Genomic DNA, 26707 nt, shown 5'->3' with positions numbered 1-26707 from the left:
ATGCTAAGAGATTTAAGAGAAACTGATGTGAAAGCCATTTGTGAAATTAACCAAGAAGCCTTAGGCTATTCTTTTAGTCTGGAGGACACGGCTAGTCAATTAGCTAGACTATCTCAGGATTCCCATCATTTCCTTCTTGGCTATGAGGATGAAGCTAGTTATGCCTTGCTTGGATATGTCCACGCTGAGGTCTATGAATCCCTTTATTCCAAAGCAGGATTTAATATTTTAGCCTTAGCAGTTTCACCTCAAGCGCAAGGTCAAGGTATTGGTAAAAGCTTATTACAAGGGTTGGAGCAAGAAGCAAAAAGACGTGGTTATGGATTTATCCGCTTAAACTCTGCCAATCATCGTCTGGGTGCTCATGCATTTTATGAAAAAGTTGGTTATACTTGTGATAAAGTGCAGAAACGATTTATTCGCATCTTTTAGTTTAGTTTCTTTCTTGTAAAAACAAACTAAAGGACCAGTCACACTATAAAGGAGAAGACCTATGATTTTTGACAAAGATGATTTTAAAGCATACGATGCTGATCTCTGGAATGCTATTGCCAAAGAAGAAGAACGCCAACAAAACAATATTGAGTTGATTGCTTCGGAAAACGTTGTTTCCAAGGCTGTTATGGCAGCTCAAGGGTCTATCTTGACGAATAAATATGCCGAAGGTTACCCAGGACGCCGCTATTATGGTGGAACTGATGTGGTAGACGTGGTAGAGACTCTAGCCATTGAACGCGCAAAAGAAATTTTCGGTGCTAAATTTGCTAATGTCCAACCTCACTCTGGAAGCCAAGCCAACTGTGCGGCTTACATGGCCTTGATTGAGCCAGGTGATACCGTTATGGGGATGGATTTGGCAGCAGGTGGACACTTGACTCACGGAGCTCCTGTCAGCTTCTCAGGTCAAACTTATAACTTTGTGTCTTATAGTGTGGACCCTGAAACGGAACTCTTGGACTTTGATGCTATCTTGAAACAAGCCCAAGAAGTCAAACCAAAATTGATTGTAGCAGGTGCTTCAGCCTATTCTCAAATTATCGATTTTTCAAAATTCCGTGAAATTGCGGATGCTGTTGGGGCGAAGCTCATGGTCGATATGGCACATATCGCTGGTTTGGTTGCGGCTGGTCTTCACCCAAGTCCAGTACCATACGCTCATATCACGACAACAACGACCCACAAAACCCTTCGTGGACCTCGTGGTGGTTTGATTTTGACCAATGATGAGGACCTAGCTAAGAAGATCAATTCAGCAATTTTCCCAGGTATTCAGGGTGGTCCTTTGGAGCATGTTGTGGCAGCTAAAGCTGTTTCTTTCAAAGAGGTCTTAGATCCAGCCTTCAAGGAATATGCTGCCAATGTTATCAAGAACAGCAAGGCTATGGCAGATGTTTTCTTGCAAGATCCTGATTTCCGTATTATTTCTGGAGGGACTGAAAACCACCTCTTCCTAGTGGATGTAACAAGGGTTGTAGAAAACGGAAAAGTTGCTCAAAACTTGCTGGATGAAGTCAATATTACCCTAAATAAAAATTCAATCCCATACGAAAGCTTGTCACCATTCAAGACAAGTGGGATTCGTATCGGATCTGCAGCCATCACTGCACGTGGATTTGGTGAAGAAGAGAGTCGCAAAGTGGCTGAACTAATCATTAAAACCCTTAAAAATGCAGAAAATGAAGCTGTCTTAGAAGAAGTGAGAAGTGCAGTTAAAGAATTGACAGATGCCTTCCCATTATACGAGGACTAAAACTTTTATGGACATTTATATTAAGAAAGCCATTATCCATCAGTTTAGCCCGGATGATACCGAGCTGTTTCTAGCGGATAAGTTTCTCAATATCACTCCAAAAATCGAAGAATACTTGCGTAAAAAAATTGAACGTGTGTATTCAGATGAAGCCAAGACTGGGATTTTCGAAGAAGAAAATCCCTTCTTCAATCACATCACAGACGATTTGTTGGAGACATCAGTAACACTGGCTAATCTCTGGAAAGAGGAGTTCAGCATTTCCGAAAATCTCAAGACCAATGACTTGATTTTTGTGCAATTTTCTAAAGAAGGCGTGGAACATTTCGCTTTCTTACGAATTGCCCTGCGTGAGACCCTGACCCACCTCGGTGGAGAAGTTGATAATCCAATCAAGCTGACTCAGAATAACCTGCCTGGATTTGGAACGGGTGCTGATGAGGCCTTGGTGGTCAATCTTCAGAGTCGCAAGTACCATCTCATTGAAAAACGCATCAAGTACAATGGGACTTTCTTGAACTATTTTTCAGACAATCTTCTTGCCGTTTCCCCTAAGATTTCTCCCAAGAAATCCATCAAGGAACTGGAAAAAACGGCCCAGAGAATTGCTGAGACTTTTAACACAGATGATTTTCAATTTCAATCTAAAGTGAAATCAGCGATTTTCAACAACCTAGAAGAAAGCAATGAATTGTCACCTGAGAAATTGGCTAATGACCTTTTTGATAACAATCTGACGGCTCGTTTGAGCTTTATTGACCAAGTTAAAGAAGCTGTCCCAGAACCTGTTCAATTTGATGAAATTGATGCCAGTCGCCAATTAAAGAAATTTGAAAACCAAAAACTTTCCTTGTCAAATGGAATTGAACTCATCGTTCCCAATAACGTCTATCAAGACGCCGAGTCTGTTGAGTTTATCCAAAACGACAATGGAACTTACTCTATCTTAATCAAAAATATCGAGGATATCCAAAGTAAATAATGTTTAAACGAATTCGAAGAGTGCTTGTACTAGCAGTCTTCCTTTTTGCTGGCTATAAAGCTTACCGCGTTCACCAAGATGTCAAGCAAGTCATGACCTATCAACCCATGGTGCGAGAAATCTTGAGTGAAAAAGACACCCCAGCAAACGAAGAGCTTGTGCTCGCTATGATTTATACTGAAACAAAAGGAAAAGAAGGCGATGTCATGCAGTCTAGTGAGTCTGCAAGTGGTTCCACCAACACTATCAATGATAATGCCTCTAGCATTCGGCAAGGTGTTCAAACTCTGACAGACAATCTCTATCTGGCTCAGAAGCAGGGGGTTGATGTCTGGACGGCTGTTCAAGCCTACAATTTTGGACCTGCCTATATCGATTTTATCGCCCAAAATGGCAAGGAAAACACCTTGGCTCTGGCCAAACAGTACTCTCGTGAGACTGTTGCCCCTTTGCTTGGTAATACCACTGGAAAGACTTATAGTTATATTCACCCCATTTCCATTTTCCACGGTGCCGAACTCTATGTAAATGGAGGAAACTATTACTATTCTAGACAGGTGCAACTCAACCTTTACATCATCAAATGTTTTACTCTCTTTTCGACATCTGGCTAGTCCAGGTGTTTTTGTTATAAGTTTTCTTTAAGATAGATATATTACTCTAGAAAGGTAAAGGAGGAAAATCCCTATGAGAAAGAAACTTTTTCTGACCAGTGCTGCGGTCTTGTGGGCAGTAACAGCTATGAATAGTGTCCATGCAGCAACAGATGTTCAAAAAGTCATCGATGAAACCTATGTTCAACCTGAATATGTCCTAGGATCTTCATTGTCTGAAGATCAAAAAAATCAAACTCTAAAAAAACTGGGCTACAATGCCTCAACAGATACCAAAGAACTCAAGACAATGACGCCTGATGTCTATTCTAAAATCATGAATGTAGCAAATGACTCAAGTTTACAGTTGTATTCATCAGCCAAGATTCAAAAACTAGGTGACAAGTCGCCACTTGAGGTCAAGATTGAAACACCTGAAAACATCACTAAGGTAACTCAGGATATGTACCGAAATGCAGCCGTAACTTTGGGTGTGGAACACGCCAAAATCACTGTAGCAGCCCCCATTCCAGTTACAGGAGAAAGTGCTTTAGCAGGGATTTATTATTCGCTAGAGGCTAATGGAGCCAAGGTACCGCAAGCCAATAAAGATTTGGCTCAAGAAGAGTTGAAGGCTTTGTCAGATATCAATGCTGAAAACAAGGACAAAACTGGCTATGATGCTAATAAATTAAACGTTGCCCTAGCCGATATCAAGTCAGGACTCGCCAAAGCTAAAGAAAGCAAGGGAAATCTGACAGAGGAAGATGTCCGTAAAATCGTTGAAGATACCTTAAAAAATTACAAACTTGATCAGGTTATAACAGGAAACCAGATCAATATCATCATCAATTTTGCTTTAAATCTCTCAAAAAGTGATATCCTCAGCAATGCAGACTTCACTAAAACCCTGAATGACCTTAAACAAAGCATTGTTTCACAAGCTGGCGACAGTTTTAAAAATATTAACCTTAACTTTGATGCTGATAAGGCGCTAGAGGACGGCGGTAATTTTCTAAGCTCCCTCTGGCAAGCCATTGTCAACTTCTTCAAGAGTTTTGGTTCTTAAGAAATTTCATGGTATAATAGATGGTAACCGTAACGTTGCCGTCTTTTTTGTCGGCCAATAGAAAGAGAAGAGAATGTTAAAGAAAAATGATATTGTAGAAGTTGAAATTGTTGATTTGACCCATGAAGGTTCAGGCGTGGCCAAGGTGGATGGTTTGGTATTTTTTGTAGAGAATGCTTTACCGAGTGAAAAAATCCTTATGAGGGTTCTCAAGGTCAATAAAAAGATTGGCTTTGGGAAGGTTGAAGAATACCTTGTCCAGTCACCACACCGTAATCAAGATCTAGATTTGGCTTACCTGCGTTCAGGAATCGCTGATTTAGGTCATCTTGCCTATCCAGAACAGCTCAAATTTAAAACCAAGCAAGTTAAGGATAGTCTATATAAGATTGCTGGAATTGATGATATAGAGGTTGCTGAAACTTTAGGTATGGAACATCCAGTCAAGTACCGCAATAAGGCGCAGGTCCCTGTTCGTCGAGTGAATGGTGTCTTGGAAACAGGATTTTTCCGTAAAAATTCCCATGACCTCATGCCTCTAGAAGATTTCTTTATCCAAGATCCTGTGATTGATGAGGTAGTAGTAGCCCTACGTGACTTGCTCCGTCGTTATGATTTGAAACCTTATGATGAAAAGGAACAAGCTGGTTTGATTCGTAATCTTGTGGTGCGTCGTGGCCACTATTCAGGTCAAATTATGGTTATTTTGGTAACAACTCGTCCCAAAGTTTTTCGTGTTGAGCAATTGATTGAACAACTAATCAAGCAGTTCCCAGAGATTGTGTCTGTTATGCAAAATATCAATGACCAAAATACTAATGCTATTTTCGGGAAAGAATGGCGTACGCTTTATGGTCAAGATTACATTACGGACCAAATGTTGGGAAATGATTTCCAAATCTCTGGACCAGCCTTTTACCAGGTCAATACTGAAATGGCAGAGAAGCTCTACCAAACAGCTATTGACTTTGCTGCATTAAAAGAAGATGATGTGGTCATTGATGCCTATTCTGGTATCGGGACGATTGGTCTTTCTGTTGCGAAACATGTCAAGGAAGTCTATGGTGTCGAAGTGATTCCAGAAGCGGTTGAGAATAGCAAAAAGAATGCTCAGCTGAACAATATTTCAAACGCCTACTATGTCTGTGACACAGCTGAAAATGCTATGAAAAATTGGCTCAAGGAAGGAATTCAACCAAGTCTTATCCTAGTGGACCCACCAAGAAAAGGACTCACAGAAAGCTTTATCAAAGCAAGCGCTCAAACAGGAGCTGATCGCATTGCCTATATCTCCTGCAATGTCGCTACTATGGCGCGTGATATCAAACTCTACCAAGAATTGGGATATGAATTGAAGAAAGTCCAGCCGGTTGACTTATTCCCTCAAACTCATCATGTTGAGGCGGTAAGTTTGCTAGTCAAGGAGTAAAACGACGAAGATTAGCATTTACTTCCGCCCATGCGATAGCTGTCCGTGATTGACAAGTGCTAGCACGCAGACAGAACGGAGATAGCGAACCGCTGAGTGTGTCGCTCTGCTCGTAAAAGCTTAGAAACCTTTGAACGAAAGGGATAATGAAAGCCTTGATTGCAAGGCTTTTTGCTTTATGGTGGGTAAGTATCAGAGTGAGAAAATTTTTGGAATGAGTAGAAGTGATAGCTAGAAATTATCAGTTTCTATTTCCATTTACCCTGTGGGTACGTGTTTGTTTCCATTGACAAGGAGTTTGTGGGAATAGAAATGTACCCACCTTGTTTGAATCAAGTGAAGTGTAGTTGAAGGAAATCTGTTGAAAGCAATACTTCATTTTACCGAATAAGTAATAATTTAGGCAACTTCAAATCGATTAAAAAAAACTATTTTAAAGGTTAAGAGTAGACAAAAATTGTCCACTCTTTTTTGCAAACTCAATTTATCAATAAATGAAATGAGGGAATGTAAAATGAAATATTTTGAGGTTGAGTTAGAAAATCCTGATGAATTTTTAAAACTACAAACAGAAGATTTTGTGAAAGCTAATCGCTTGCTACTAAGGAAGATAATCCAGAGCGTTACAGTCTATGAAGAAAACTTCGTCATATCCTTTAAATCTGGCATCGAATTGGAAGTATGAGTCTCATTCCATAACTTTTATATTGAACATATCATCTTTTTGTGTTATACTATAAATTGATATAAACAAAGATGTAGGAGGAACCGAAACTATGACAGCCTCAATGCGTTTAAGATAAGCTGGCAATAAAAAAAGCAGAATCTATACCCGATGATAGGCTTTTTTGTTGTGCTTATTTATACGATATTGAGCATTCATTAGTTACGGTGAGGATATTGGTTATTTAACTATACCTTTATTTAACTATGTCTTTAATATGAATGTTTCCAAATTGTATGTATGCAGACCAAAAGCCACATTGTGGGGTTTGGCCTGCATTTTTTATTGCCTAGAATGCTATTCAAAATAGAAATTCAAGCAAAATAATATGCAGGAGATAATATAAATGGAAAAATACAACAATTGGAAACGAAAATTTTATGCAATATGGGCAGGGCAAGCAGTATCATTAATCACTAGTGCCATCCTGCAAATGGCGATTATTTTTTACCTTACAGAAAAAACAGGATCTGCGATGGTCTTGTCTATGGCTTCATTAGTAGGTTTTTTACCCTATGCGATTTTGGGACCTGCCATTGGTGTGCTAGTGGATCGTCATGATAGGAAGAAGATAATGATTGGTGCCGATTTAATTATCGCAGCAGCTGGTGCAGTGCTTGCTATTGTTGCATTCTGTATGGAGCTACCTGTCTGGATGATTATGATAGTATTGTTTATCCGTAGCATTGGAACAGCTTTTCATACCCCAGCACTCAATGCGGTTACACCACTTTTAGTACCAGAAGAACAGCTAACGAAATGCGCAGGCTATAGTCAGTCTTTGCAGTCTATAAGCTATATTGTTAGTCCGGCAGTTGCAGCACTCTTATACTCCGTTTGGGATTTAAATGCTATTATTGCCATCGACGTATTGGGTGCTGTGATTGCATCTATTACGGTAGCAATTGTACGTATACCTAAGCTGGGTAATCAAGTGCAAAGTTTAGAACCAAATTTCATAAGGGAGATGAAAGAAGGAGTTGTGGTTCTGAGACAAAACAAAGGATTGTTTGCCTTATTACTCTTAGGAACACTATATACTTTTGTTTATATGCCAATCAATGCACTATTTCCTTTAATAAGCATGGAACACTTTAATGGAACGCCTGTGCATATTTCTATTACGGAAATTTCCTTTGCATTTGGGATGCTAGCAGGAGGCTTATTATTAGGAAGATTAGGGGGCTTCGAAAAGCATGTATTACTAATAACAAGTTCATTTTTTATAATGGGGACCAGTTTAGCCGTTTCGGGAATACTTCCTCCAAATGGATTTGTAATATTCGTAGTTTGCTGTGCAATAATGGGGCTTTCGGTGCCATTTTATAGCGGTGTGCAAACAGCTCTTTTTCAGGAGAAAATTAAGCCTGAATATTTAGGACGTGTATTTTCTTTGATCGGAAGTATCATGTCACTTGCTATGCCAATTGGGTTAATTCTTTCTGGATTCTTTGCTGATAAAATCGGTGTAAATCATTGGTTTTTACTATCAGGTATTTTAATTATTGGCATTGCTATAGTTTGCCAAATGATAACTGAGGTTAGAAAATTAGATTTAAAATAAACAATATTGGAGGAAATGTTATGGAATTAATATTAAAAGCAAAAGACATTCGTGTGGAATTCAAAGGACGCGATGTTTTAGATATAAATGAATTAGAAGTATATGATTATGACCGTATTGGTTTAGTAGGAGCAAATGGTGCTGGAAAAAGCACTTTACTCAGGGTACTTTTAGGAGAATTAACTCCCCCAGGATGTAAAATGAATCGTCTGGGTGAACTTGCCTATATTCCCCAGTTGGACGAAGTAACTCTGCAGGAGGAAAAAGATTTTGCACTTGTAGGCAAGCTAGGTGTTGAGCAATTAAATATACAGACTATGAGCGGTGGTGAAGAAACAAGGCTTAAAATAGCACAGGCCTTATCGGCACAGGTTCATGGTATTTTAGCGGATGAACCTACGAGCCATTTAGACCGTGAAGGAATTGATTTTCTAATAGGACAGCTAAAATATTTTACAGGTGCACTGTTAGTTATTAGCCATGACCGCTATTTTCTTGATGAAATAGTAGATAAAATATGGGAACTGAAAGATGGCAAAATCACTGAGTATTGGGGAAACTATTCTGATTATCTTCGTCAGAAAGAGGAAGAACGTAAGAGCCAAGCTGCAGAATACGAACAATTTATTGCGGAACGTGCCCGATTGGAAAGGGCTGCGGAGGAAAAGCGAAAACAGGCTCGTAAAATAGAACAGAAGGCAAAAGGTTCTTCAAAGAAAAAAAGTACTGAAGACGGAGGGCGTTTAGCTCATCAAAAATCAATAGGAAGTAAGGAAAAAAAGATGTATAATGCTGCTAAAACCCTAGAGCACAGGATTGCGGCCTTAGGAAAAGTAGAAGCTCCGGAAGGCATTCGCAGAATTCGTTTCAGGCAAAGTAAAGCATTGGAGCTCCATAATCCATACCCTATAGTCGGTGCAGAAATTAATAAAGTATTTGGGGATAAGGCTCTGTTTGAAAATGCATCTTTTCAAATTCCGTTAGGAGCAAAAGTGGCGTTAACTGGTGGTAATGGAATCGGAAAAACAACTTTAATCCAAATGATCTTAAACCATGAAGAAGGAATTTCTATTTCGCCTAAGGCAAAAATAGGTTACTTTGCACAGAATGGTTACAAGTACAACAGTAATCAGAATGTTATGGAGTTTATGCAGAAGGATTGTGACTACAATATATCAGAAATTCGTTCAGTGCTAGCATCTATGGGGTTCAAACAGAACGATATTGGAAAAAGTTTATCTGTTTTAAGCGGTGGAGAAATTATAAAATTGTTGCTTGCTAAAATGCTCATGGGTAGATATAACATCCTAATAATGGATGAACCCAGTAACTTCCTTGACATACCAAGTTTAGAGGCTTTGGAAATACTAATGAAGGAGTACACCGGAACTATCGTGTTTATCACCCACGATAAACGATTACTCGAAAATGTAGCAGATGTAGTTTATGAAATTAGAGATAAGAAAATAAATCTGAAACATTAAATTTAAGGTAGTCGCTGGTCAGTATAGTCTGTTCTGGTTGGCGACTCCATTGTTAAAGAGTATAAAGACTTTAGATTTTATGAATATTAAAAATAGGAACAGTCAATTGAACTGCTCCTATTTTTCTGCTAAATATATTGTAGTTTTCTTATATGTATAATGATAGATTAGCGGATTCTCATCTACGGTACTTACTTCAAATATGAAGAAGTGATCGCGGTTATCTCTGGACTTTTCCTTATTGAGGACAAAGTAATTCTTACGTGAAGTCGCCATTGTTTTTAGGATATCATCAGTTAGGAAGGTCAATGGAATATTCATGTTAGAGTAGCGGTAGAAGTCACGTTCAAAATCTTGGTAGCTCTCGCTATAATAGTCCATTTGTAGGTGATTACGCTGAAACTCAAGCTGATTCATAGAGCACCTCCTCGACAAGTTCAATACTAATAATGTCTTTTAATTTCAAATTGATGTGACCTGTTGTAGTTTTTATCAAAATGAAATCTTTGGTCAGACTTGGTATTGTTCCAGTGTAGGAAACACGCTTGTTTTTTTCAATCACTTGAATGCGTGTGCGTAGCTGCCCGGCGTATACTTGACTGAGGAGTAATAATTTCTTCTCCATTGACAAATCTGACATGTACGTTACTTTGTTTGTATCATCAGAGAGTGCTGATGTATGCTCAGATAGGAAAAAGCCCATCCATTTTTGCATCTTTGTATCCTGGTACTCTCTTGCTGACTGAAATGGTAAGGATGAACGGTCAATCATTTTAATCCCTCCAATCCACCAGCGGAATGACCGCCAATAAGTTTACTGCGTTCAATATTTTAGGAACCTTCAGTTAGGACGGTTCCTTTTTGTATGGCTAAAAAGCCAAACTGTTCTCTGACAACATCAATAGCTGTCTGAAGTCTATTTTCTTTTTCAATTTCTTCTACATCATGCAAAATGAGGACAACCCTTTTACTACCAAGGTGTTCTGTGCAGAATGCGGTTCAGCTTTTGGACGTAAGAACTGGACGACCAGTCGTGGCAAACGTAAAGTTTGGCAGTGTAACAACCGTTATAAGGTAAAGGGACAGATTGGTTGTCAGAATAACCATATCGATGAGGGAACACTAGAGAAAGCTGTAATGATGGCAGTTAAACTACTGAGTGAGAATATGGATTTGTTGCATGGAAAGTGGAATAAGATCTTGGAAGAAAACCAGTTATTAGAAAAGCATTACAGTGTGTTACTGGCTGAATTGATAAATAAGGAGTGTTGGGAATATGATTCCTTTGAGATGTGTCAGGTACTAGATAGTATTTTGATTTCGGAGGATGGACAGATAACCGTTAGATTTTTGGAAGGAACAGAAGTTGATTTATAAGGCTGTAGGCATAGTATAGTTCACTATGTTTGCAGCCTTTTTTCTTGTTTAGTGGTATAATTATATGTAGGATTTTTTTAATATCGGTTACTTTTTATGAATTAACCAAAAAACTAAAATGGAGTTGTTTTATAATGAGATATTCTGAAGAAGCATTACAATCATGGATTAAGCCGTTATCTGCCACTGAAGAAACACGGGTTGAAAATACTATTGGAATGATTAAAGATGCAATAGAAAGGAGTGGGCTCTCTTCAAAGTATGAATATGAAATTTTTGCCCAAGGTTCTTATGCAAATAATACGAATGTAAAGAAAAATAGCGACATTGATATCTGTATCATGGTGAAATCTTTATTTTATTGTGAGTATGTAGATGGGTTATCGGACCTAGACTATAATTACTCTAGTAGCAGCACCAATGCTAATGTATTTAAAAACGAAGTGATTAAAGCGTTAATTTCAAAATTTGGTGCAGAATCAGTTTCTATTGGCAATAAGTGTATCAATATTAATTCTAACTCATATCACGTAAATGCAGATGTAGTCCCATGTTTTCAATATCGAAATTATAGATATATTGGTAGCAGGTCATCTGAAAAATTTGTTGAAGGCATCAAATTTTTTACCTCAAACGGAAATTATGAAGTAATTAATTATCCTAAAGTTCATATACAAAATGGTATCTCTAAGAATAAATCTACTCACTATAAATATAAATATTTAGTTAGGATTATGAAGCATATTAAGAACGAGATGCAGGAGCTAGGATTGACAAACGAACGCATTTCTTCATATTTGATAGAATGTTTGGTCTGGAATATACCTGAACAGATGTTTTTCAATAGTAATAGCTACACAGGGTTGTTACAGCAAGCGTTATATTACATAGTGTCTCAAGTGAATTTAAATTGGGTTGAAGTAAGTGGAATGTATTACCTTTTTCGTTCAGAGCAGAAATGGAATTTACAGGATACAAAAACTTTTTTAGTTAGAATGATTGAATTTTTGGATTATAAATAAAACTTATGAATGAACAGCAGAAAAAATTTTTGAATATTACAATATGGGTTTTTGCAATTTGCTTGTTATTAAGATTGTTAATAAGTGGCCAAGAGATTGCAGTGAATCTTAAATCTGATATTTTGGCATTGGTATATTCAGCCATTGGGTATATTGGTGAAGCTATATCAGTTACAGCAATTATTATGGCTATTTTTGAAAAAACAGCATGGCGGTGGCCATTACTATCTAAGATTCATAATGTTCCAATTTTATTTGCGAATTATGTAGGTAGTTTCAAGACGGACTATGATCAGAATGAAAGAAATTGTGAACTTACTATTGAACAGTCATTTACGACTATTAAAGTTAAGTTTAAAACGGGTGAAAGTTCGAGCCATAGCATTACAGCATCAATTATCAATGATAATGGAACACAAAAATTAATTTATACATATTTAAATAGCCCAAGGGCTGAATTGCAAAGTCCTATACATTATGGGACGGTAATTCTTGATATTGATAATCCAAATCAACTAGAAGGAAATTATTATACTAATCGAGGAACCAAAGGTTCAATGAGTTTTGAGATAAACAACCCTTCTCGCTAGTTGGATTTGTAAAGATTTAAATAAAGAAAGAAGAACTAACTATCGGAAACTTGGCATAGATGTAACAATACTGTATATTAACGAAGCCGTAAATACTCGCATTAGTTACGTTTAATAGTTTAATACGGATATTCAGCAGCTTTGATTTCGTTTCACAGTATAGGTAGTAACCGTCAAGACATGTGGAGGCGGTAGTTTTGATGTCAAAAGTTGCAACCAGTGAATAAATGAAGTGTAGAAAATAAAGGCTTGTTCAATTCAATATATAATGAATTACCGGCACCCAAACCAAAGAAAAAGAAATCATTAAATTAGAAGTTGTAGGGGGGAAGAATGAGAATCGGAGTTATTCAAGCAAGTTCGCAAGCGACCAAAAATCAAATAATCTATGATGCTGTATTAAAGTATGCTCCAAAGAAATCTGAGGTTATAAATTTTGGCTGTACGATGGAAGAAAATGAAAAATACTCGTATATAGAAATTTCTATTCTTATAGGTATCTTGTTGGCAAGTAGGACAGTTGATTTCGTTGTTACGGGCTGTTCTTCCGGACAAGGAATGATGCTTGCTTGTAATAGTATGCCTGATGTCATTTGCGGGTATGCACCTACACCGAATGATGCCTATTTATTTGCTCAGATTAATAATGGAAATGCGATATCATTACCATTAGGTGAAGATTATACATGGTCAGGTACTGAAAATCTTGAAAGAACAATAGAAGCTCTTTTCTCGGAGCCATTTGGGCAAGGATACCCCAAAAGTGAGGCAGAGAGAAAGGTAAGAGATGCTGAGAAACTTAAAGAAATAAGAAGAATGGGGCAGGTTCAGTTTGAAGAATTCGCAAATGTACTAGATATATCATTGTTTGAATCAATAAAGAGGAAACAGAATGTAATTCAGAATGTAAAGGCGTATGGGAAGAAAGAAATAGCTGATTTAATAAAATGAGTAAATAACAGTTTGTCGGGGTAATACCTTTTAACGATAACCTTATGCTATTGTCAAAAGGTTTATAGACATGTCCCCACATACATGTTCACTTGGCATACATAGTGTTCACTCGTTTTATGTCGAGTTTGTGGTACTGCTTTTAAGAGCTGATTGAACAAGGAAAATTAGCTAGTGAAAGTCCTACAGTAAGGAGTTTAAACATGAAATTCCATGAATTTGGTGATAAGAATTTACCTCCTATCTTACTAATACACGGTGGTGGCAGTTCTTGGTGGAATTATCTTCGTCAAGCACGAATCTTGTCAGAAAAATACCGTGTTATTTTACCTACTTTGAATGGTCACGGCGAGGAATATCAACTTGCTTATGTCTCTACTGAAGATTCTGCTTTGGAGATTCTAGACTATATCAAAGCAAACTGTAGTGGGAAATTGTTTGCAATCGGTGGTGTTTCACTTGGTGGTCAAATTGCCATGGAGCTTTTGTCTTTAGACAGTGAAATTGCTAAGAAGGCCATCATAGACGGAAGTCTCTGTATTCCTCAACCAAGGTTAGCTAAAATCAACATCTTTCTAGTATCACTATTTGGTAAACTTATGTTCAGTAAATTCTCTTGTAAACTCCAGTTAAGCATGATGAACAAACTCTATCCTAAACTAGCTTATTCAAAAGAAATAAAAGCTTATTATTTGGAGGATCTTCCAAGGACGCCTGTTAAAACATTGGTGACCATTTACAAAAACTATATGGGGCATTACAAGCTGAAAGATATGATTTCTGCTAGCAAGGCTCAGGTTCTGTATATCTATGGTGAAAAAGAATTGAACTGTGTGAAAGAATCAGCGAAATTATTTCATCAGCTACATGCAAATACAATTTTGTATGAAGCAAAGGGCTATAATCACGGCTATTTATCAGCTTACCTGCCTCAAGAGTGGATTGATTTGGTGGCACCATTTTTAAAGAGTTAACCATTGGGAATGTGTAATAAATCTGATATGTCACAAGGAGGAATCTTATGCTAGGAGCAATCGTTGGAGATATTGTCGGTTCTGTTTACGAATGGAACAATATCAAAACGAAGGACTTTCCTTTATTTCGTAAGGACTGCTTTTTTACAGATGACACGGTTATGACCTGTGCTGTTGCAGAAGCAATTATGAATGGGGGACAAAAAGACGACTTCATTGACGCGATGAAGAAATATGGCAGAATGTATCAGAATGCTGATTACGGTGCTCGGTTTAATGCATGGCTAAAGAGCGATAACCGTGAGGCTTATAATAGCTTTGGGAATGGATCAGCTATGCGTGTTTCTCCATGTGCTTGGGTCATGGACTGTGATGTCTATGCGAGAACCGGAATGTGGTCATCATCTAGAGGACTTGCGAGTCTTTCTGCCGAGGTAACTCATAGTCATCCAGAAGGTATTAAAGGTGCAATGGCTACAGCTGATGCTATCTTTCTGTGTCGTTTTTACTTTGGTGGTTATTGTAGAGAATACGAGCAACCAATTAATGACAATCATACAGAGTGTAAAAGACGGATTAAGGATTATATAGAGAAGACATACGGCTACAATCTATCTCAAACTTTAGATGAAATCCGCCCTAACTATCGTTTTAACGAAACATGTCAAGAAACTGTCCCTCAAGCCATTATTGCCTTTCTTGAAAGTAGAAACTTCGAATATGCGATAAGGAATGCCATTTCCCTTGGTGGCGATAGTGATACTCTCGCTGCAATTACTGGTAGCATAGCCGAGGCAGCTTATGGTATTCCTGATTGGATAAAGGATAAGGCCTATTCTTACTTGGATGACCCCTTAAAAGATGTAGTTATGCGATGGGAAAATAGAATAAAAGCGTTTTAATCTCCAGTACGTCATATTTCTCTTTTCCGTATTTTCATTGTATAATGGTAGTACATTTACATGCATACGATGAAATATAAACATTTCTAATGAATATTAAGGAGAAAATCAATGAAAAAAGCAATGTTAATTATCAACCCTACCTCTGGTGGGGAGAAGGCTCTGGATTATAAAGAAAAGCTGGAGAATAAAGCAAAAGAATATTTTGAGCAAGTGGAAACCAAAATTACAGAAAAAGCGCTGGATGCAACACATTTTGCTGAAGAAGCTTCTCGTGAGCAGTACGATGCAGTGGTTGTTTTTGGTGGAGATGGGACTGTCAATGAAGTCATTTCGGGTATTGCTGAGAGAGACTACATTCCTAAGTTAGGGATTATCCCTGGTGGTACTGGTAATCTCATTACGAAACTTTTGGAAATCAATCAAGACATCGATGGCGCAATTGATGAACTGGATTTTGATTTAACCAATAAGATTGATATCGGAAAAGCGAATGACAATTATTTTGGTTATATTTTTAGTATCGGTTCTCTACCTGAAGCGATTCACAATGTTGAAATCGAGGATAAGACAAAATTCGGTATTTTAGCCTATGCTGTAAATACCATGAAGTCTGTCATGACGGATCAGGTATTTAACATTAAGGTTGAGACAGAAAATGGAAATTATGTTGGTGAAGCTAGCCATGTTTTGGTTCTCTTGACAAATTACTTCGCTGATAAGAAAATCTTTGAAGAAAACAAAGACGGCTATGCCAATATTTTGATTCTGAAAGATGCGTCTCTATTCTCCAAATTATCCGTCATCCCTGATTTACTAAAAGGAGATGTTGTCGGCAATGATAATATTGAGTATATCAGAGCGCGTAATATTAAAATCTCTTCAGATAGTGAGTTGGAGTCAGACGTTGATGGCGATAAATCGGATAACCTACCTGTAGAAATAAAAGTTCTAGCTCAGCGAGTTGAAGTATTTTCAAAACCGAAAGAGTAGAAGGTAAAAATTAGTTTATTATTCACAACGAAATTAAGTTCTATATCAACGATTGGAGGAGGAATGAATTCTCTATTTGATGAATTTCGAACAATTTGTTCTCATTTAAACCAAGTCGGAATCACTCCGACGCTCATGGGGTCTTTGGGGTTTGAATACCGATCAAATGAAGAATGGGGGCCGTCTGACATTGACATTCATGTGCCTGGTGACCCTAGAGGTTGGGAAGCACCCGATCATCTCAGAATTTATGAGTGGGACAAGATAATGAAAGTGATGAAACACTTAGGCTACGCCTTAATAGATATTCATGAGCATGAATTCAAAAAAGATGGTCTGAGTGTTGAGTTCGGAAGTATCGATTCTTTACCTGATTTTGCAGGAGTTTCGGAATCGGATATAGAGCTGATTCATCTCGAAAACATCACTTTTCGCGTTCCAAGTTTGGAACAGTTTTTAAGTATTTACAAGGCTTCTTCCCAAGATTCCTATCGAAATGATCACAATAACAATAAGGATTTTAAAAAAATAGAGTGGTTGCAAAGATATTTGTAAATCATTATTTGAAAAGTAGCAAGTTGTAAGACTGGCTGCTTTTTTATTTATAGAACCAAACCACTAGAATCTACGGACAAGCCTTGAAAATAAAATACGAAAGTAGTATACTAGAATCACAATTATGAAAACGTTTGCGTCGTAAATGCAACCAAGTAAATCAGGAGACAAATACAGTGGAATTAACAGCCATTTACCATAGACCTGAGTCGGAGTATGCCTATCTTTATAAGGATAAGAAACTCCATATTCGGATTCGAACTAAGAAAGGGGACATTGAAAACATCAACTTGCATTATGGTGACCCTTTTATCTTTATGGAGGAGTTTTATCAAGGTACAAAGAAAATGGCCAAGATAACTTCTGACGTCTTATTTGATTATTGGCAGGTTGAAGTGTCAGTTGACTTTGCACGTATCCAGTATCTCTTTGAACTCAAGGATACAGAAGGTCAAAGTATTTTGTATGGCGATAAAGGGTGTGTGGAAAATTCTCTAGAAAATCTTCATACTATTGGAAATGGATTTAAATTGCCTTATCTTCATGAAATTGATGCCTGTATGGTTCCTGACTGGGTTTCAAATACGGTATGGTATCAGATATTTCCTGAGAGATTTGCTAATGGAAATGCTCTATTAAACCCAGAAGGGTCATTAGACTGGGATTCATCTATCACACCTCAGAGTGATGATTTCTTTGGTGGTGATTTACAGGGGATTATTGACCATCTGGATTACTTGCAAGACTTGGGTATTACAGGTCTTTATCTCTGTCCCATTTTTCAATCTACGAGCAATCATAAGTACAATACGACGGATTACTTTGAAATTGACCGTTATTTTGGAGACAAGGAGACCTTTCGAGAACTGGTCGAGCAAGCTCATCGACGTGGCATGAAAATCATGTTGGATGCGGTATTTAACCATATTGGTTCGCAATCGCCTCAATGGCAAGATGTTGTCAAAAATGGTGAGCAATCTGCTTATAAGGATTGGTTCCATATTCAACAATTCCCAGTGACGACTGAAAAGCTTGCTAATAAGAGAGACTTACCCTATCATGCTTTTGGTTTCGAGGACTATATGCCTAAGCTAAATACAGCTAATCAAAAGGTCAAGGACTATCTTTTAAAGGTTGCGACTTATTGGATTGAAGAGTTTGATATAGATGCTTGGCGTTTGGATGTGGCTAATGAGATTGACCATCAGTTCTGGAAGAATTTTCGTAAGGCAGTTTTAGCTAAAAAGCCTGATCTTTATATCCTAGGAGAAGTCTGGCATACGTCTCAGCCTTGGCTAAATGGAGATGAGTTCCATGCTGTTATGAATTATCCTTTATCTGATAGCATCAAGGAGTATTTTTTGCGTGGTGTTAAGAAGACGGATCAGTTCATCGATGAAATCAATGGCCAATCTATGTATTACAAACAGCAGATTTCAGAGGTCATGTTTAATCTCTTGGATTCACATGATACAGAACGTCTTTTGTGGACGGCCAATGAAGACGTTCAACTGGTCAAATCAGCTCTAGCCTTTCTCTTTTTACAAAAGGGAACACCCTGCATCTATTACGGAACAGAGTTATCCTTGACTGGCGGTCCAGACCCAGATTGTCGACGTTGTATGCCTTGGGAACGCGTATCAAGTGACAATGATATGCTGAATTTCATGAAGCAGCTGATTAATATTAGAAAACAAGCGTCATCAACCATTCAGCATGGTAAGTATAGCCTAAAAGAAATCAAACAAGATGTAGTAGCTCTGGAATGGACATACGAAGGCCGGGACCATAAAGCGATCTTTAACCAATCAACAGAAGATTATATTTTCGAGAAAGAAGCAGTAGCACTAGCAAGTAATTGCCAAGAATTGGAGAATCAGCTTGTCATATCTCCAAAAGGATTTGTGATTTTTCATTAAAGAGCAATTAAGAGTGACAGGAAAATTGTAGTATAGAGAGATTTTTACAAACAGACTATTTGTCGTCTTGCTACAAATGATATATAATTTAACTTAGTGAAAATAGGAGGACTAAATGAATGGAATTAAAAGATTTTACAGAAAAAGAACAGGAAATGATTAAGAAGGGGCTTACGACTTCTAAGATTAGTGACAAGGAAACTGCTAAAAAAATTCTTGCACTTGTCCCACAAGACTTGATTAAGCGAATCCCATTTTTCGTCAGAAAACATGCTACGACACGTACTATTAAACGCATTTCAATTGAACACCCTGAACTCTACACTGCAGCTCAAACAAGTGGTGAAATTCCAGAAAAAGAACGCGAGGAATTACGTCAGATTATCACGACTATCTTTGAACAAAAGATGAATAAGCATAGTATTCGTTAAATACAAAATCTGAGAACTAGAGCCTTCTAGTTCTTTTTATATCCGTTTTCACATTATACAGTTTATAAAAATCTTTATAGAATATTGTATTTCCGAACAAAAGTAGATGTTTTTTTAAAAAAGTACTTTACAGAGTGTTGGAAGTATGTTATATTAATAAAGCTTAGAAAATGAGATGATGTTTTCTAGCAAATATAAACCCGAGTAAAAAATGCCTACGGACAGGCAGGGTTGAATGCCGAAGCGTGGTTGAAAAACCACATTATTGATAGGGTTAAAAGCCTACTTTTATAAGTTGATGTTAGGACGTTTGTCCTAATTCATAAATTTTTAGTGTGGTGAAAGCACACGTCATCTTGTGAAACGATCAATAAAGTACGTAATATTTGCTACTAGAGAGTTAGGAAACATCGGGAACAGACATACTCAACAGAAACAAACATAAAAACGTCAGAAGATTGCAGAGCAGGTGAAAACCTGCTCTTTTTTCATGAGTCAACCTTTAGTTCCTTAGTTTTCATAAGGTCCTAAAAATATGGAAAGGAGTATGTCTTGAAAGAGTTAGATCAAAACCAAGCTCCAATTTATGAGGCCTTGGTGAAGTTACGCAAGAAACGGATTGTTCCCTTTGATGTTCCAGGTCACAAGCGTGGACGAGGAAATCCAGAACTTGTCGAACTCTTAGGAGAAAAATGTGTAGGTATTGATGTCAATTCGATGAAACCCTTGGATAATTTAGGCCACCCCATTTCGATTATTCGGGATGCAGAGGAGCTGGCAGCTGATGCTTTTGGAGCTAGCCATGCCTTTCTCATGATTGGAGGAACAACTTCATCGGTGCAGACTATGATTCTCGCAACCTGCAAGGCAGGAGATAAGATTATTCTGCCACGAAATGTCCACAAATCTGCTATCAATGCGCTGGTTCTATGTGGTGCCATTCCCATCTATATCGAGATGAGTGTAGATCCTAAGATTGGTATCGCTTTAGGTCTTGAAAATGACCGAGTAGCCCAGGCCATAAAGGACCATCCAGATGCCAAGGCCATTTTGATTAACAATCCTACTTACTACGGGATCTGTTCAGATCTAAAGGGGTTGACAGAAATGGCTCATGAAGCTGGCATGATGGTTTTAGTAGATGAGGCCCACGGAGCGCATTTGCATTTTACTGATAAATTGCCGATATCTGCTATGGATGCAGGTGCTGATATGGCAGCAGTTTCCATGCATAAGTCTGGTGGGAGTTTGACCCAAAGTTCGCTTCTTTTAATCGGGGAGCAGATGAATCCTGAATACGTACGTCAGATTATCAATCTTACCCAGTCAACATCTGCCTCTTACTTGTTGATGGCTAGTCTGGATATTTCGCGTCGCAACTTGGCTCTTCGAGGTAAAGAGTCTTTTGAAAAGGTCATTGAGCTATCCGAGTATGCTCGTCGTGAAATCAATGCTATCGGTGGCTACTATGCCTATTCAAAAGAGTTAATAGACGGAGTGTCCGTTTGCGATTTTGACGTGACCAAGTTGTCAGTTTACACTCAGGGGATTGGCTTAACAGGGATTGAAGTTTATGATCTCTTACGAGACGAATACGACATTCAGATTGAGTTTGGTGATATTGGCAATATCTTGGCCTATATTTCCATCGGCGACCGCATCCAAGACATTGAACGATTAGTTGGTGCTTTAGCAGATATCAAGAGACTCTATTCACGAGATGGGAAGGACTTGATAGCTGGAGAATATATTCAGCCCGAGTTGGTTTTATCTCCTCAGGAAGCTTTCTATTCAGAGAGAAAAAGTTTGTCTTTAGACGAATCTGTTGGACAAGTCTGTGGAGAATTTGTTATGTGTTACCCACCAGGAATCCCTATCTTGGCTCCTGGTGAACGCATTACACGTGAAATTGTCGACTATATCCAATTTGCCAAGGAACGTGGATGCTCCCTCCAAGGGACGGAAGATCCTGAGGTCAATCACATCAACGTCATTAAGAGAAAGGAGAACTAGATGGATTTATGGTTTTCTGAAGTTCATACTCCAGATGTAAAATTATCCTTACGAACTGCTAAGCAATTATATGCAGGAAAAAGCGAGTGGCAGGACATCGAAGTCTTGGATACACCAGCTTTTGGAAAGATTTTGATTTTAAATGGGCACGTCTTGTTCTCAGATGCTGATGATTTTGTCTACAATGAAATGACCGTTCATGTTCCCATGGCTGTGCATCCCAATCCCAAGAAAGTCTTGGTTATTGGGGGTGGCGACGGTGGTGTTGCCCAAGTATTAACACTCTATCCTGAGCTGGAACAAATCGATATTGTAGAACCTGATGAAATGTTGGTAGAGGTTTGTCGTGAGTATTTTCCAGACTTTGCTGCAGGTCTTTATGACCCTCGTGTCACTATTTACTACCAAAATGGACTAAGATTTTTGAGAAACTGTGAAAATGATTACGACATTATAATCAACGATGCGACAGATCCATTTGGACATACGGAAGGGCTCTTTACCAAAGAATTTTACGGCAATAGTTATCGAGCTCTAAAGGAAGACGGCATCATGATTTATCAGCATGGTAGTCCTTTCTTTGACGAGGATGAGTCAGCATGCCGAAGCATGCACCGTAAGGTTAATCAAGCCTTTCCAATTAGTCGGGTCTACCAAGCCCATATCCCAACCAGCCCAGCTGGCTATTGGTTGTTTGGATTTGCATCGAAAAAATACCACCCTGTCAAAGATTTTGACAAAGAAGGCTGGAAAAAACGCCAGCTTTTCACAGAATACTACACTGCAAACTTACACGTGGGAGCCTTTATGTTGCCCAAGTATGTTGAGGACATTTTAGAAGAAGAGGAAGGAAAAAAATGAGTCGTTTACTAGTTATTGGATGCGGGGGCGTTGCCCAAGTTGCTATTTCAAAGATTTGCCAAGATAGCGAAACCTTTACAGAGATTATGATTGCTAGCCGTACTAAGTCAAAATGTGATGACTTGAAGGCTAAACTGGAAGGTAAAACAAGTACAAAGATTGAGACAGCTGCTCTTGATGCTGACAAGATAGAAGAAGTGATTGCCCTGATTGAAAGCTACAAACCAGAAGCTGTTTTGAACGTAGCTTTACCATATCAAGATTTAACCATTATGGACGCATGTTTGGCAACAGGTGTTCACTATATCGATACAGCCAACTACGAAGCAGAAGACACAGAAGACCCTGAATGGCGTGCCATCTACGAAAAACGTTGTAAGGAACTTGGATTTACAGCCTACTTTGACTACTCATGGCAATGGGCTTATCAGGAGAAATTCAAAAAAGCTGGCTTGACCGCTCTTCTTGGTTCTGGTTTTGATCCAGGTGTGACTAGTGTCTTTTCAGCCTATGCCCTCAAACACTATTTTGATGAAATCCACTATATCGATATTTTAGACTGTAATGGTGGTGACCACGGTTATCCATTTGCGACCAACTTCAACCCAGAAATCAATCTACGCGAGGTTTCTGCGCCAGGTTCTTACTGGGAAGATGGGAAATGGGTCGAAGTGGAAGCTATGTCAATCAAGCGTGAGTACGATTTCCCTCAAGTCGGACAAAAAGACATGTATCTTCTTCACCATGAAGAAATGGAATCATTGGCCAAGAACATTCCAGGTGTCAAACGCATTCGCTTCTTTATGACCTTTGGTCAATCTTATCTAACGCATATGAAATGCTTGGAAAACGTTGGTCTCCTTCGTACGGATGCCATTAACTTTAACAGCCAAGAAATTGTTCCAATTCAATTTTTGAAAGCCTTGCTTCCAGATCCTGCAAGCCTTGGCCCGCGTACTGTTGGAAAAACCAATATCGGATGTATCTTTACTGGTGTCAAAGATGGAGTTGAAAAGACCATCTACATTTACAATGTTTGCGATCATCAAGAATGTTACGCAGAAGTTGGTTCACAAGCCATTTCTTACACGACAGGCGTTCCAGCCATGATTGGGACAAAATTGGTTATGAACGGTACTTGGAAACAACCTGGAGTGTATAACCTTGAAGAATTGGATCCAGATCCATTCATGGAAGCTTTGAATGAGTATGGTTTACCTTGGGTTGTGGTTGAAAATCCACAAATGGTGGACTGATGAAGCTAGAACAAGTACCAACACCAGCCTATGTCATTGACTTGGCCAAGTTAGAAGCCAATTGTCGCATTTTACAATATGTACAAGAAGAGGCTGGTTGCAAGGTTTTGCTTGCCCAGAAGGCTTATTCCCTCTACAAAACCTATCCCTTGATTAGCCAGTATCTATCTGGAACAACTGCAAGTGGTCTCTATGAAGCTAAGCTCGCTAGAGAAGAGTTCCCGGGGGAAGTTCATGTTTTTGCGCCAGCTTTCAAGGATGCAGACTTGGAGGAATTGCTGGAGATAACGGACCATATCGTCTTTAACTCAGAGAGACAGTTGCGTAAGCATGGGGCTCGTTGTCGGGAGGCTGGTGTCAGTGTTGGTTTGCGCCTCAACCCTCAGTGTTCAACTCAAGGAAATCACGCTCTCTATGATCCTTGCGCCCCCGGATCCCGTTTCGGAGTTACTCTAGACAAGATTCCTAGTGATTTGCTGGAATTGGTAGACGGTCTTCATTTTCATACCCTTTGCGAGCAGGGAGCAGATGATTTACAAACAACTTTGAAAGCAGTAGAAGAGCAGTTTGGTCCCTACTTACATGAGGTTAAATGGCTCAATATGGGTGGTGGTCATCACATCACAAGAGAAGACTATGATGTGAATTTGCTGATTTCAGAAATCAAGCATATCCGAGAAACTTACAATCTTGAAGTCTATATCGAGCCGGGTGAAGCTATTGCGCTCAATGCGGGTTATCTAGCAACTGAGGTATTAGATATTGTCGAAAACGGTATGGAAATCTTGGTTTTAGACGCCTCTGCGACCTGCCATATGCCTGATGTACTTGAGATGCCCTATCGTCCACCTTTGAGAAATGGCTTTGAGGCACAGGAAAAAGCCCATACCTACAGACTTTCTTCTAATACCTGTCTGACGGGCGATGTGATTGGTGATTATAGCTTTGAAAATCCAGTCCAAATCGGAGATAGACTTTATTTTGAAGATATGGCTATTTACTCATTTGTCAAAAATAATACTTTTAATGGTATTGGATTGCCAAGTCTCTATCTCATGGACGAGCAGGGTGACTGCAGCTTAGTCAAAGCCTTCGGCTATCAAGATTTTAAAGGGAGATTATCATGATGGACAGTCCCAAAAAATTAGGCTATCGTATGCCAGCAGAGTACGAACCACATCATGGTACCCTCATGATATGGCCGACTCGACCAGGTTCATGGCCTTTTCAAGGAAAAGCTGCTAAAGCAGCATTTAGCCAGATTATTAAGACCATAGCAGAAGGGGAAAGAGTCTATCTTTTGGTAGAGCAAGATTATCTATCTGAAGCCCAATCTTATCTTGGAGACAAGGTTGTTTATCTAGATATTCCTACCAATGATGCCTGGGCGCGTGATACGGGTCCGACTATTCTTGTCAATGATAAATGCCAGAAATTAGCCATGGATTGGGCCTTCAATGCTTGGGGTGGTGCTGTTGATGGCCTCTACCAAGACTATGAAGATGATGATCAAGTAGCCGGTCGTTTTGCTGAGGCCTTGGAAATGCCTGTTTACGATGCCAAGCCTTTCGTCCTTGAAGGCGGAGCCATTCATAGTGATGGTCAAGGAACCTTTCTCGTAACTGAAAGTTGCTTGCTCAGTCCGGGTCGTAATCCTCATCTGACTAAAGAGGAAATTAAGAATACCTTATTAGAGAGCCTTGGCGCTGAAAAAGTTATTTGGCTTCCTTATGGTATTTATCAGGACGAAACCAATGAACACGTTGACAATGTTGCAGCCTTTGTTGGTCCTGCTGAGCTTGTTTTGGCTTGGACAGACGACAAAAGCGATCCTCAGTATGCCATGTCAAAAGCAGATCTCGAACTCTTAGAGCAAGAGACAGATGCAAAAGGTCGTCACTTCACCATTCATAAATTGCCTATCCCTGCAGTTCGTCAAGTTGTGACAGAAGAGGATTTGCCAGGCTACATCTATGAAGAAGGAGAAGAAGAGCGATACGCAGGTGAACGACTAGCAGCTTCCTACGTAAACTTTTATATCTCCAACAAGGCTGTCCTTGTTCCCCAGTTTCAAGATAAAAACGATCAAGTGGCCTTAGATATCCTCAGTAAGTGTTTCCCAGACCGTAAAGTTGTCGGAATTCCAGCCAGAGATATTCTTTTAGGTGGTGGCAATATTCACTGTATCACCCAACAAATCCCAGAATAGGAGAAAAAGATGAGAAATGTAAGAGTTGCAGCCATTCAGATGCAATGTGCCAAGGATGTGGCAACAAATATTCAAACAGCAGAGCGTTTAGTACGTCAGGCTGCAGAACAAGGCGCACAAATTATTCTTTTACCCGAATTGTTTGAACGTCCATACTTTTGTCAGGAACGTCAGTATGACTACTACCAGCATGCCCAGTCGGTGACAGACAATACAGCCATTCAGCATTTTAAAACCATTGCTAAGGAACTACAGGTCGTTTTACCGATCAGTTTCTATGAAAAAGATGGTAATGTCTTATATAACTCTATTGCCGTTATTGATGCAGATGGGGAAGTGCTGGGCGTTTATCGGAAAACCCACATACCAGATGATCATTATTATCAAGAAAAGTTTTATTTCACACCCGGTAACACAGGTTTCAAGGTCTGGGATACTCGCTATGCCAAGATTGGGATCGGTATCTGTTGGGATCAATGGTTCCCTGAAACAGCGCGCTGTCTTGCGTTAAATGGTGCTGAATTGCTCTTTTATCCTACAGCCATCGGTTCAGAGCCGATTTTGGATACAGATAGTTGTGGTCATTGGCAACGTACCATGCAAGGACACGCAGCAGCAAATATTGTCCCAGTTATTGCTGCCAATCGCTATGGCTTGGAAGAAGTCACTCCTAGTGAGGAAAATGGTGGACAGAGTTCCAGTCTTGACTTCTACGGTTCATCCTTTATGACGGATGAAACCGGAGCTATTCTAGAGCGAGCTGAAAGACAAGCTGAAGCTGTTCTGTTAGCTACTTATGACCTAGACAAGGGAGCAAGCGAACGCCTAAACTGGGGCTTGTTTCGAGATAGAAGACCCGAAATGTATCAACGCATTACGGACTAGTAGGAGAGAAATGAGAGATTCATTCTGCTAGATTAACTTCTTATTAGCAACTATAAGGTACTAGGTCATCTAACAAGTGGATTTTATATTTTAACCCTCAAAGGCTTTCTTGCGCTTTTATGCGAGGAGCTTTTCTGTTTAAGCTTTATCAATAAAACATGCTATAATAGTTGC

At 39.0% G+C, this 26707-nt stretch carries 27 protein-coding genes and 1 pseudogene; 25 read left to right on the top strand and 3 right to left on the bottom strand.

Annotation, left to right across the window (positions count from 1 at the left end):
• The 9 genes from QM956_RS02135 (at position 1) to msr(D) (ending at position 9595) form a co-directional block, all read left to right on the top strand.
• Positions 1-432, top strand: coding sequence for a GNAT family N-acetyltransferase (locus tag QM956_RS02135; RefSeq protein ID WP_261014531.1), 432 nt, complete (start codon positions 1-3; stop codon positions 430-432).
• A gap of 61 nt (positions 433-493) precedes the next feature.
• On the top strand, positions 494-1750 hold the full coding sequence (gene glyA / locus QM956_RS02130; RefSeq protein ID WP_261014530.1) for a serine hydroxymethyltransferase: 1257 nt from the start codon (positions 494-496) through the stop codon (positions 1748-1750).
• A 7-nt stretch (positions 1751-1757) separates the two neighbouring features.
• A complete protein-coding gene (locus tag QM956_RS02125) occupies positions 1758-2732 on the top strand; it encodes a nucleoid-associated protein (protein ID WP_185757721.1) in 975 nt (324 codons plus the stop codon).
• Positions 2732-3346 carry a cell wall hydrolase Pmp23 gene (gene pmp23 / locus QM956_RS02120; RefSeq protein WP_004254352.1) on the top strand — a complete coding sequence of 205 codons (615 nt, stop codon included), beginning with the start codon at positions 2732-2734 and terminating at the stop codon, positions 3344-3346. Before QM956_RS02125 ends, pmp23 begins: the two co-directional genes overlap by 1 nt.
• A 73-nt stretch (positions 3347-3419) precedes the next feature.
• Positions 3420-4394, top strand: a complete 975-nt coding sequence (locus tag QM956_RS02115) for a DUF1002 domain-containing protein (protein ID WP_004254354.1) — start codon at positions 3420-3422, stop codon at positions 4392-4394.
• Between the two features lie 73 nt (positions 4395-4467).
• On the top strand, positions 4468-5823 hold the full coding sequence (gene rlmD, locus QM956_RS02110) for a 23S rRNA (uracil(1939)-C(5))-methyltransferase RlmD (RefSeq protein ID WP_414302161.1): 1356 nt from the start codon (positions 4468-4470) through the stop codon (positions 5821-5823).
• A gap of 514 nt (positions 5824-6337) precedes the next feature.
• Positions 6338-6508, top strand: coding sequence for a hypothetical protein (locus QM956_RS02105; RefSeq protein ID WP_000873143.1), 171 nt, complete (start codon positions 6338-6340; stop codon positions 6506-6508).
• A 385-nt stretch (positions 6509-6893) separates the two neighbouring features.
• The gene (gene mef(A) / locus QM956_RS02100; RefSeq protein WP_000417519.1) at positions 6894-8111 is read left to right on the top strand and encodes a macrolide efflux MFS transporter Mef(A); all 1218 of its coding nucleotides are present in this window, start codon (positions 6894-6896) and stop codon (positions 8109-8111) included.
• Between the two features lie 20 nt (positions 8112-8131).
• Positions 8132-9595 carry an ABC-F type ribosomal protection protein Msr(D) gene (gene msr(D) / locus QM956_RS02095; RefSeq protein ID WP_000420313.1) on the top strand — a complete coding sequence of 488 codons (1464 nt, stop codon included), beginning with the start codon at positions 8132-8134 and terminating at the stop codon, positions 9593-9595.
• A 117-nt stretch (positions 9596-9712) separates the two neighbouring features.
• Here msr(D) and QM956_RS02090 read toward each other — a convergent pair whose 3' ends face one another.
• The 3 genes and pseudogenes from QM956_RS02090 to QM956_RS02080 all read right to left on the bottom strand — a co-directional run.
• The gene (locus tag QM956_RS02090; protein ID WP_001072467.1) at positions 9713-10012 is read right to left on the bottom strand and encodes a DUF5960 family protein; all 300 of its coding nucleotides are present in this window, start codon (positions 10010-10012) and stop codon (positions 9713-9715) included.
• Complete coding sequence (locus QM956_RS02085) at positions 9999-10367, bottom strand: hypothetical protein (protein ID WP_125385808.1); 369 nt, start codon at positions 10365-10367, stop codon at positions 9999-10001. Before QM956_RS02085 ends, QM956_RS02090 begins: the two co-directional genes overlap by 14 nt.
• Positions 10364-10543 (bottom strand): annotated as a pseudogene (locus QM956_RS02080) (Y-family DNA polymerase); the annotation flags it as partial. The gene QM956_RS02085 and the pseudogene QM956_RS02080, both read right to left, overlap by 4 nt.
• On the opposite strand from QM956_RS02080, the gene QM956_RS02075 reads away from it, so the two are divergent.
• From QM956_RS02075 to aguB, 16 genes are all read left to right on the top strand, one after another.
• Positions 10541-10972: a recombinase zinc ribbon domain-containing protein gene (locus QM956_RS02075; protein WP_001178677.1), complete on the top strand. Its 432-nt coding sequence runs from the start codon at positions 10541-10543 to the stop codon at positions 10970-10972. The pseudogene QM956_RS02080 and the gene QM956_RS02075 overlap by 3 nt on opposite strands.
• Positions 10973-11106: 134 nt before the next feature.
• Positions 11107-11994: a nucleotidyltransferase domain-containing protein gene (locus tag QM956_RS02070; RefSeq protein WP_001270697.1), complete on the top strand. Its 888-nt coding sequence runs from the start codon at positions 11107-11109 to the stop codon at positions 11992-11994.
• Positions 11995-11999: 5 nt separating this feature from the next.
• Positions 12000-12584 carry a Cap15 family cyclic dinucleotide receptor domain-containing protein gene (locus QM956_RS02065; protein WP_001005371.1) on the top strand — a complete coding sequence of 195 codons (585 nt, stop codon included), beginning with the start codon at positions 12000-12002 and terminating at the stop codon, positions 12582-12584.
• A gap of 333 nt (positions 12585-12917) precedes the next feature.
• Positions 12918-13535, top strand: a complete 618-nt coding sequence (locus tag QM956_RS02060) for an RpiB/LacA/LacB family sugar-phosphate isomerase (protein ID WP_153209565.1) — start codon at positions 12918-12920, stop codon at positions 13533-13535.
• A 203-nt stretch (positions 13536-13738) separates the two neighbouring features.
• Positions 13739-14509, top strand: a complete 771-nt coding sequence (locus QM956_RS02055) for an alpha/beta hydrolase (protein ID WP_414302160.1) — start codon at positions 13739-13741, stop codon at positions 14507-14509.
• Between the two features lie 47 nt (positions 14510-14556).
• Entirely contained in the window at positions 14557-15411 is an 855-nt protein-coding gene (locus tag QM956_RS02050) for an ADP-ribosylglycohydrolase family protein (protein WP_414302159.1), read from the top strand.
• 111 nt (positions 15412-15522) lie between these two features.
• Entirely contained in the window at positions 15523-16404 is an 882-nt protein-coding gene (locus tag QM956_RS02045) for a diacylglycerol/lipid kinase family protein (RefSeq protein WP_261020222.1), read from the top strand.
• A 63-nt stretch (positions 16405-16467) separates the two neighbouring features.
• The gene (locus tag QM956_RS02040) at positions 16468-16959 is read left to right on the top strand and encodes a hypothetical protein (protein ID WP_004254407.1); all 492 of its coding nucleotides are present in this window, start codon (positions 16468-16470) and stop codon (positions 16957-16959) included.
• Between the two features lie 176 nt (positions 16960-17135).
• A complete protein-coding gene (locus tag QM956_RS02035; protein ID WP_414302158.1) occupies positions 17136-18878 on the top strand; it encodes a glycoside hydrolase family 13 protein in 1743 nt (580 codons plus the stop codon).
• 119 nt (positions 18879-18997) lie between these two features.
• Positions 18998-19309 (top strand): hypothetical protein, encoded by a 312-nt coding sequence (locus QM956_RS02030; protein ID WP_414302157.1) that lies wholly within the window; start codon positions 18998-19000, stop codon positions 19307-19309.
• Between the two features lie 552 nt (positions 19310-19861).
• Positions 19862-21322: an aminotransferase class I/II-fold pyridoxal phosphate-dependent enzyme gene (locus QM956_RS02025; protein WP_414302156.1), complete on the top strand. Its 1461-nt coding sequence runs from the start codon at positions 19862-19864 to the stop codon at positions 21320-21322.
• On the top strand, positions 21323-22183 hold the full coding sequence (speE, locus tag QM956_RS02020; protein ID WP_261028802.1) for a polyamine aminopropyltransferase: 861 nt from the start codon (positions 21323-21325) through the stop codon (positions 22181-22183).
• Complete coding sequence (locus QM956_RS02015) at positions 22180-23439, top strand: saccharopine dehydrogenase family protein (RefSeq protein WP_414302155.1); 1260 nt, start codon at positions 22180-22182, stop codon at positions 23437-23439. Before speE ends, QM956_RS02015 begins: the two co-directional genes overlap by 4 nt.
• The gene (gene nspC, locus QM956_RS02010) at positions 23439-24566 is read left to right on the top strand and encodes a carboxynorspermidine decarboxylase (RefSeq protein ID WP_414302154.1); all 1128 of its coding nucleotides are present in this window, start codon (positions 23439-23441) and stop codon (positions 24564-24566) included. Before QM956_RS02015 ends, nspC begins: the two co-directional genes overlap by 1 nt.
• On the top strand, positions 24563-25648 hold the full coding sequence (gene aguA / locus QM956_RS02005) for an agmatine deiminase (RefSeq protein WP_414302153.1): 1086 nt from the start codon (positions 24563-24565) through the stop codon (positions 25646-25648). Before nspC ends, aguA begins: the two co-directional genes overlap by 4 nt.
• Positions 25649-25657: 9 nt before the next feature.
• Positions 25658-26533 carry an N-carbamoylputrescine amidase gene (gene aguB / locus QM956_RS02000; RefSeq protein WP_261033698.1) on the top strand — a complete coding sequence of 292 codons (876 nt, stop codon included), beginning with the start codon at positions 25658-25660 and terminating at the stop codon, positions 26531-26533.
• Positions 26534-26707 lie beyond the last annotated feature (174 nt).

It is taken from the genome of Streptococcus mitis (assembly GCF_047460035.1).
GTDB lineage: Bacteria > Bacillota > Bacilli > Lactobacillales > Streptococcaceae > Streptococcus > Streptococcus mitis_DW.
Note: the sequence above shows the minus strand (reverse complement) of the source record. Positions and strands in the feature narration are given on the sequence as shown.

Bases quoted from the DNA above. Each gene is read 5' to 3' on its own strand.
- QM956_RS02115 (WP_004254354.1), top strand. From the start codon at position 3,420: ATGAGAAAGAAACTTTTTCTGACCAGTGCTGCGGTCTTGTGGGCAGTA.
- QM956_RS02135 (WP_261014531.1), top strand. From the start codon at position 1: ATGCTAAGAGATTTAAGAGAAACTGATGTGAAAGCCATTTGTGAAATT.
- QM956_RS02065 (WP_001005371.1), top strand. From the start codon at position 12,000: ATGAATGAACAGCAGAAAAAATTTTTGAATATTACAATATGGGTTTTT.
- rlmD (WP_414302161.1), top strand. From the start codon at position 4,468: ATGTTAAAGAAAAATGATATTGTAGAAGTTGAAATTGTTGATTTGACC.
- speE (WP_261028802.1), top strand. From the start codon at position 21,323: ATGGATTTATGGTTTTCTGAAGTTCATACTCCAGATGTAAAATTATCC.
- QM956_RS02045 (WP_261020222.1), top strand. From the start codon at position 15,523: ATGAAAAAAGCAATGTTAATTATCAACCCTACCTCTGGTGGGGAGAAG.
- QM956_RS02030 (WP_414302157.1), top strand. From the start codon at position 18,998: ATGGAATTAAAAGATTTTACAGAAAAAGAACAGGAAATGATTAAGAAG.
- aguA (WP_414302153.1), top strand. From the start codon at position 24,563: ATGATGGACAGTCCCAAAAAATTAGGCTATCGTATGCCAGCAGAGTAC.
- nspC (WP_414302154.1), top strand. From the start codon at position 23,439: ATGAAGCTAGAACAAGTACCAACACCAGCCTATGTCATTGACTTGGCC.
- aguB (WP_261033698.1), top strand. From the start codon at position 25,658: ATGAGAAATGTAAGAGTTGCAGCCATTCAGATGCAATGTGCCAAGGAT.
- QM956_RS02125 (WP_185757721.1), top strand. From the start codon at position 1,758: ATGGACATTTATATTAAGAAAGCCATTATCCATCAGTTTAGCCCGGAT.
- QM956_RS02070 (WP_001270697.1), top strand. From the start codon at position 11,107: ATGAGATATTCTGAAGAAGCATTACAATCATGGATTAAGCCGTTATCT.
- QM956_RS02090 (WP_001072467.1), bottom strand. From the start codon at position 10,012: ATGAATCAGCTTGAGTTTCAGCGTAATCACCTACAAATGGACTATTAT.
- QM956_RS02105 (WP_000873143.1), top strand. From the start codon at position 6,338: ATGAAATATTTTGAGGTTGAGTTAGAAAATCCTGATGAATTTTTAAAA.
- QM956_RS02075 (WP_001178677.1), top strand. From the start codon at position 10,541: ATGCAAAATGAGGACAACCCTTTTACTACCAAGGTGTTCTGTGCAGAA.
- QM956_RS02085 (WP_125385808.1), bottom strand. From the start codon at position 10,367: ATGATTGACCGTTCATCCTTACCATTTCAGTCAGCAAGAGAGTACCAG.
- QM956_RS02055 (WP_414302160.1), top strand. From the start codon at position 13,739: ATGAAATTCCATGAATTTGGTGATAAGAATTTACCTCCTATCTTACTA.
- QM956_RS02015 (WP_414302155.1), top strand. From the start codon at position 22,180: ATGAGTCGTTTACTAGTTATTGGATGCGGGGGCGTTGCCCAAGTTGCT.
- pmp23 (WP_004254352.1), top strand. From the start codon at position 2,732: ATGTTTAAACGAATTCGAAGAGTGCTTGTACTAGCAGTCTTCCTTTTT.
- QM956_RS02050 (WP_414302159.1), top strand. From the start codon at position 14,557: ATGCTAGGAGCAATCGTTGGAGATATTGTCGGTTCTGTTTACGAATGG.
- QM956_RS02060 (WP_153209565.1), top strand. From the start codon at position 12,918: ATGAGAATCGGAGTTATTCAAGCAAGTTCGCAAGCGACCAAAAATCAA.
- glyA (WP_261014530.1), top strand. From the start codon at position 494: ATGATTTTTGACAAAGATGATTTTAAAGCATACGATGCTGATCTCTGG.
- QM956_RS02040 (WP_004254407.1), top strand. From the start codon at position 16,468: ATGAATTCTCTATTTGATGAATTTCGAACAATTTGTTCTCATTTAAAC.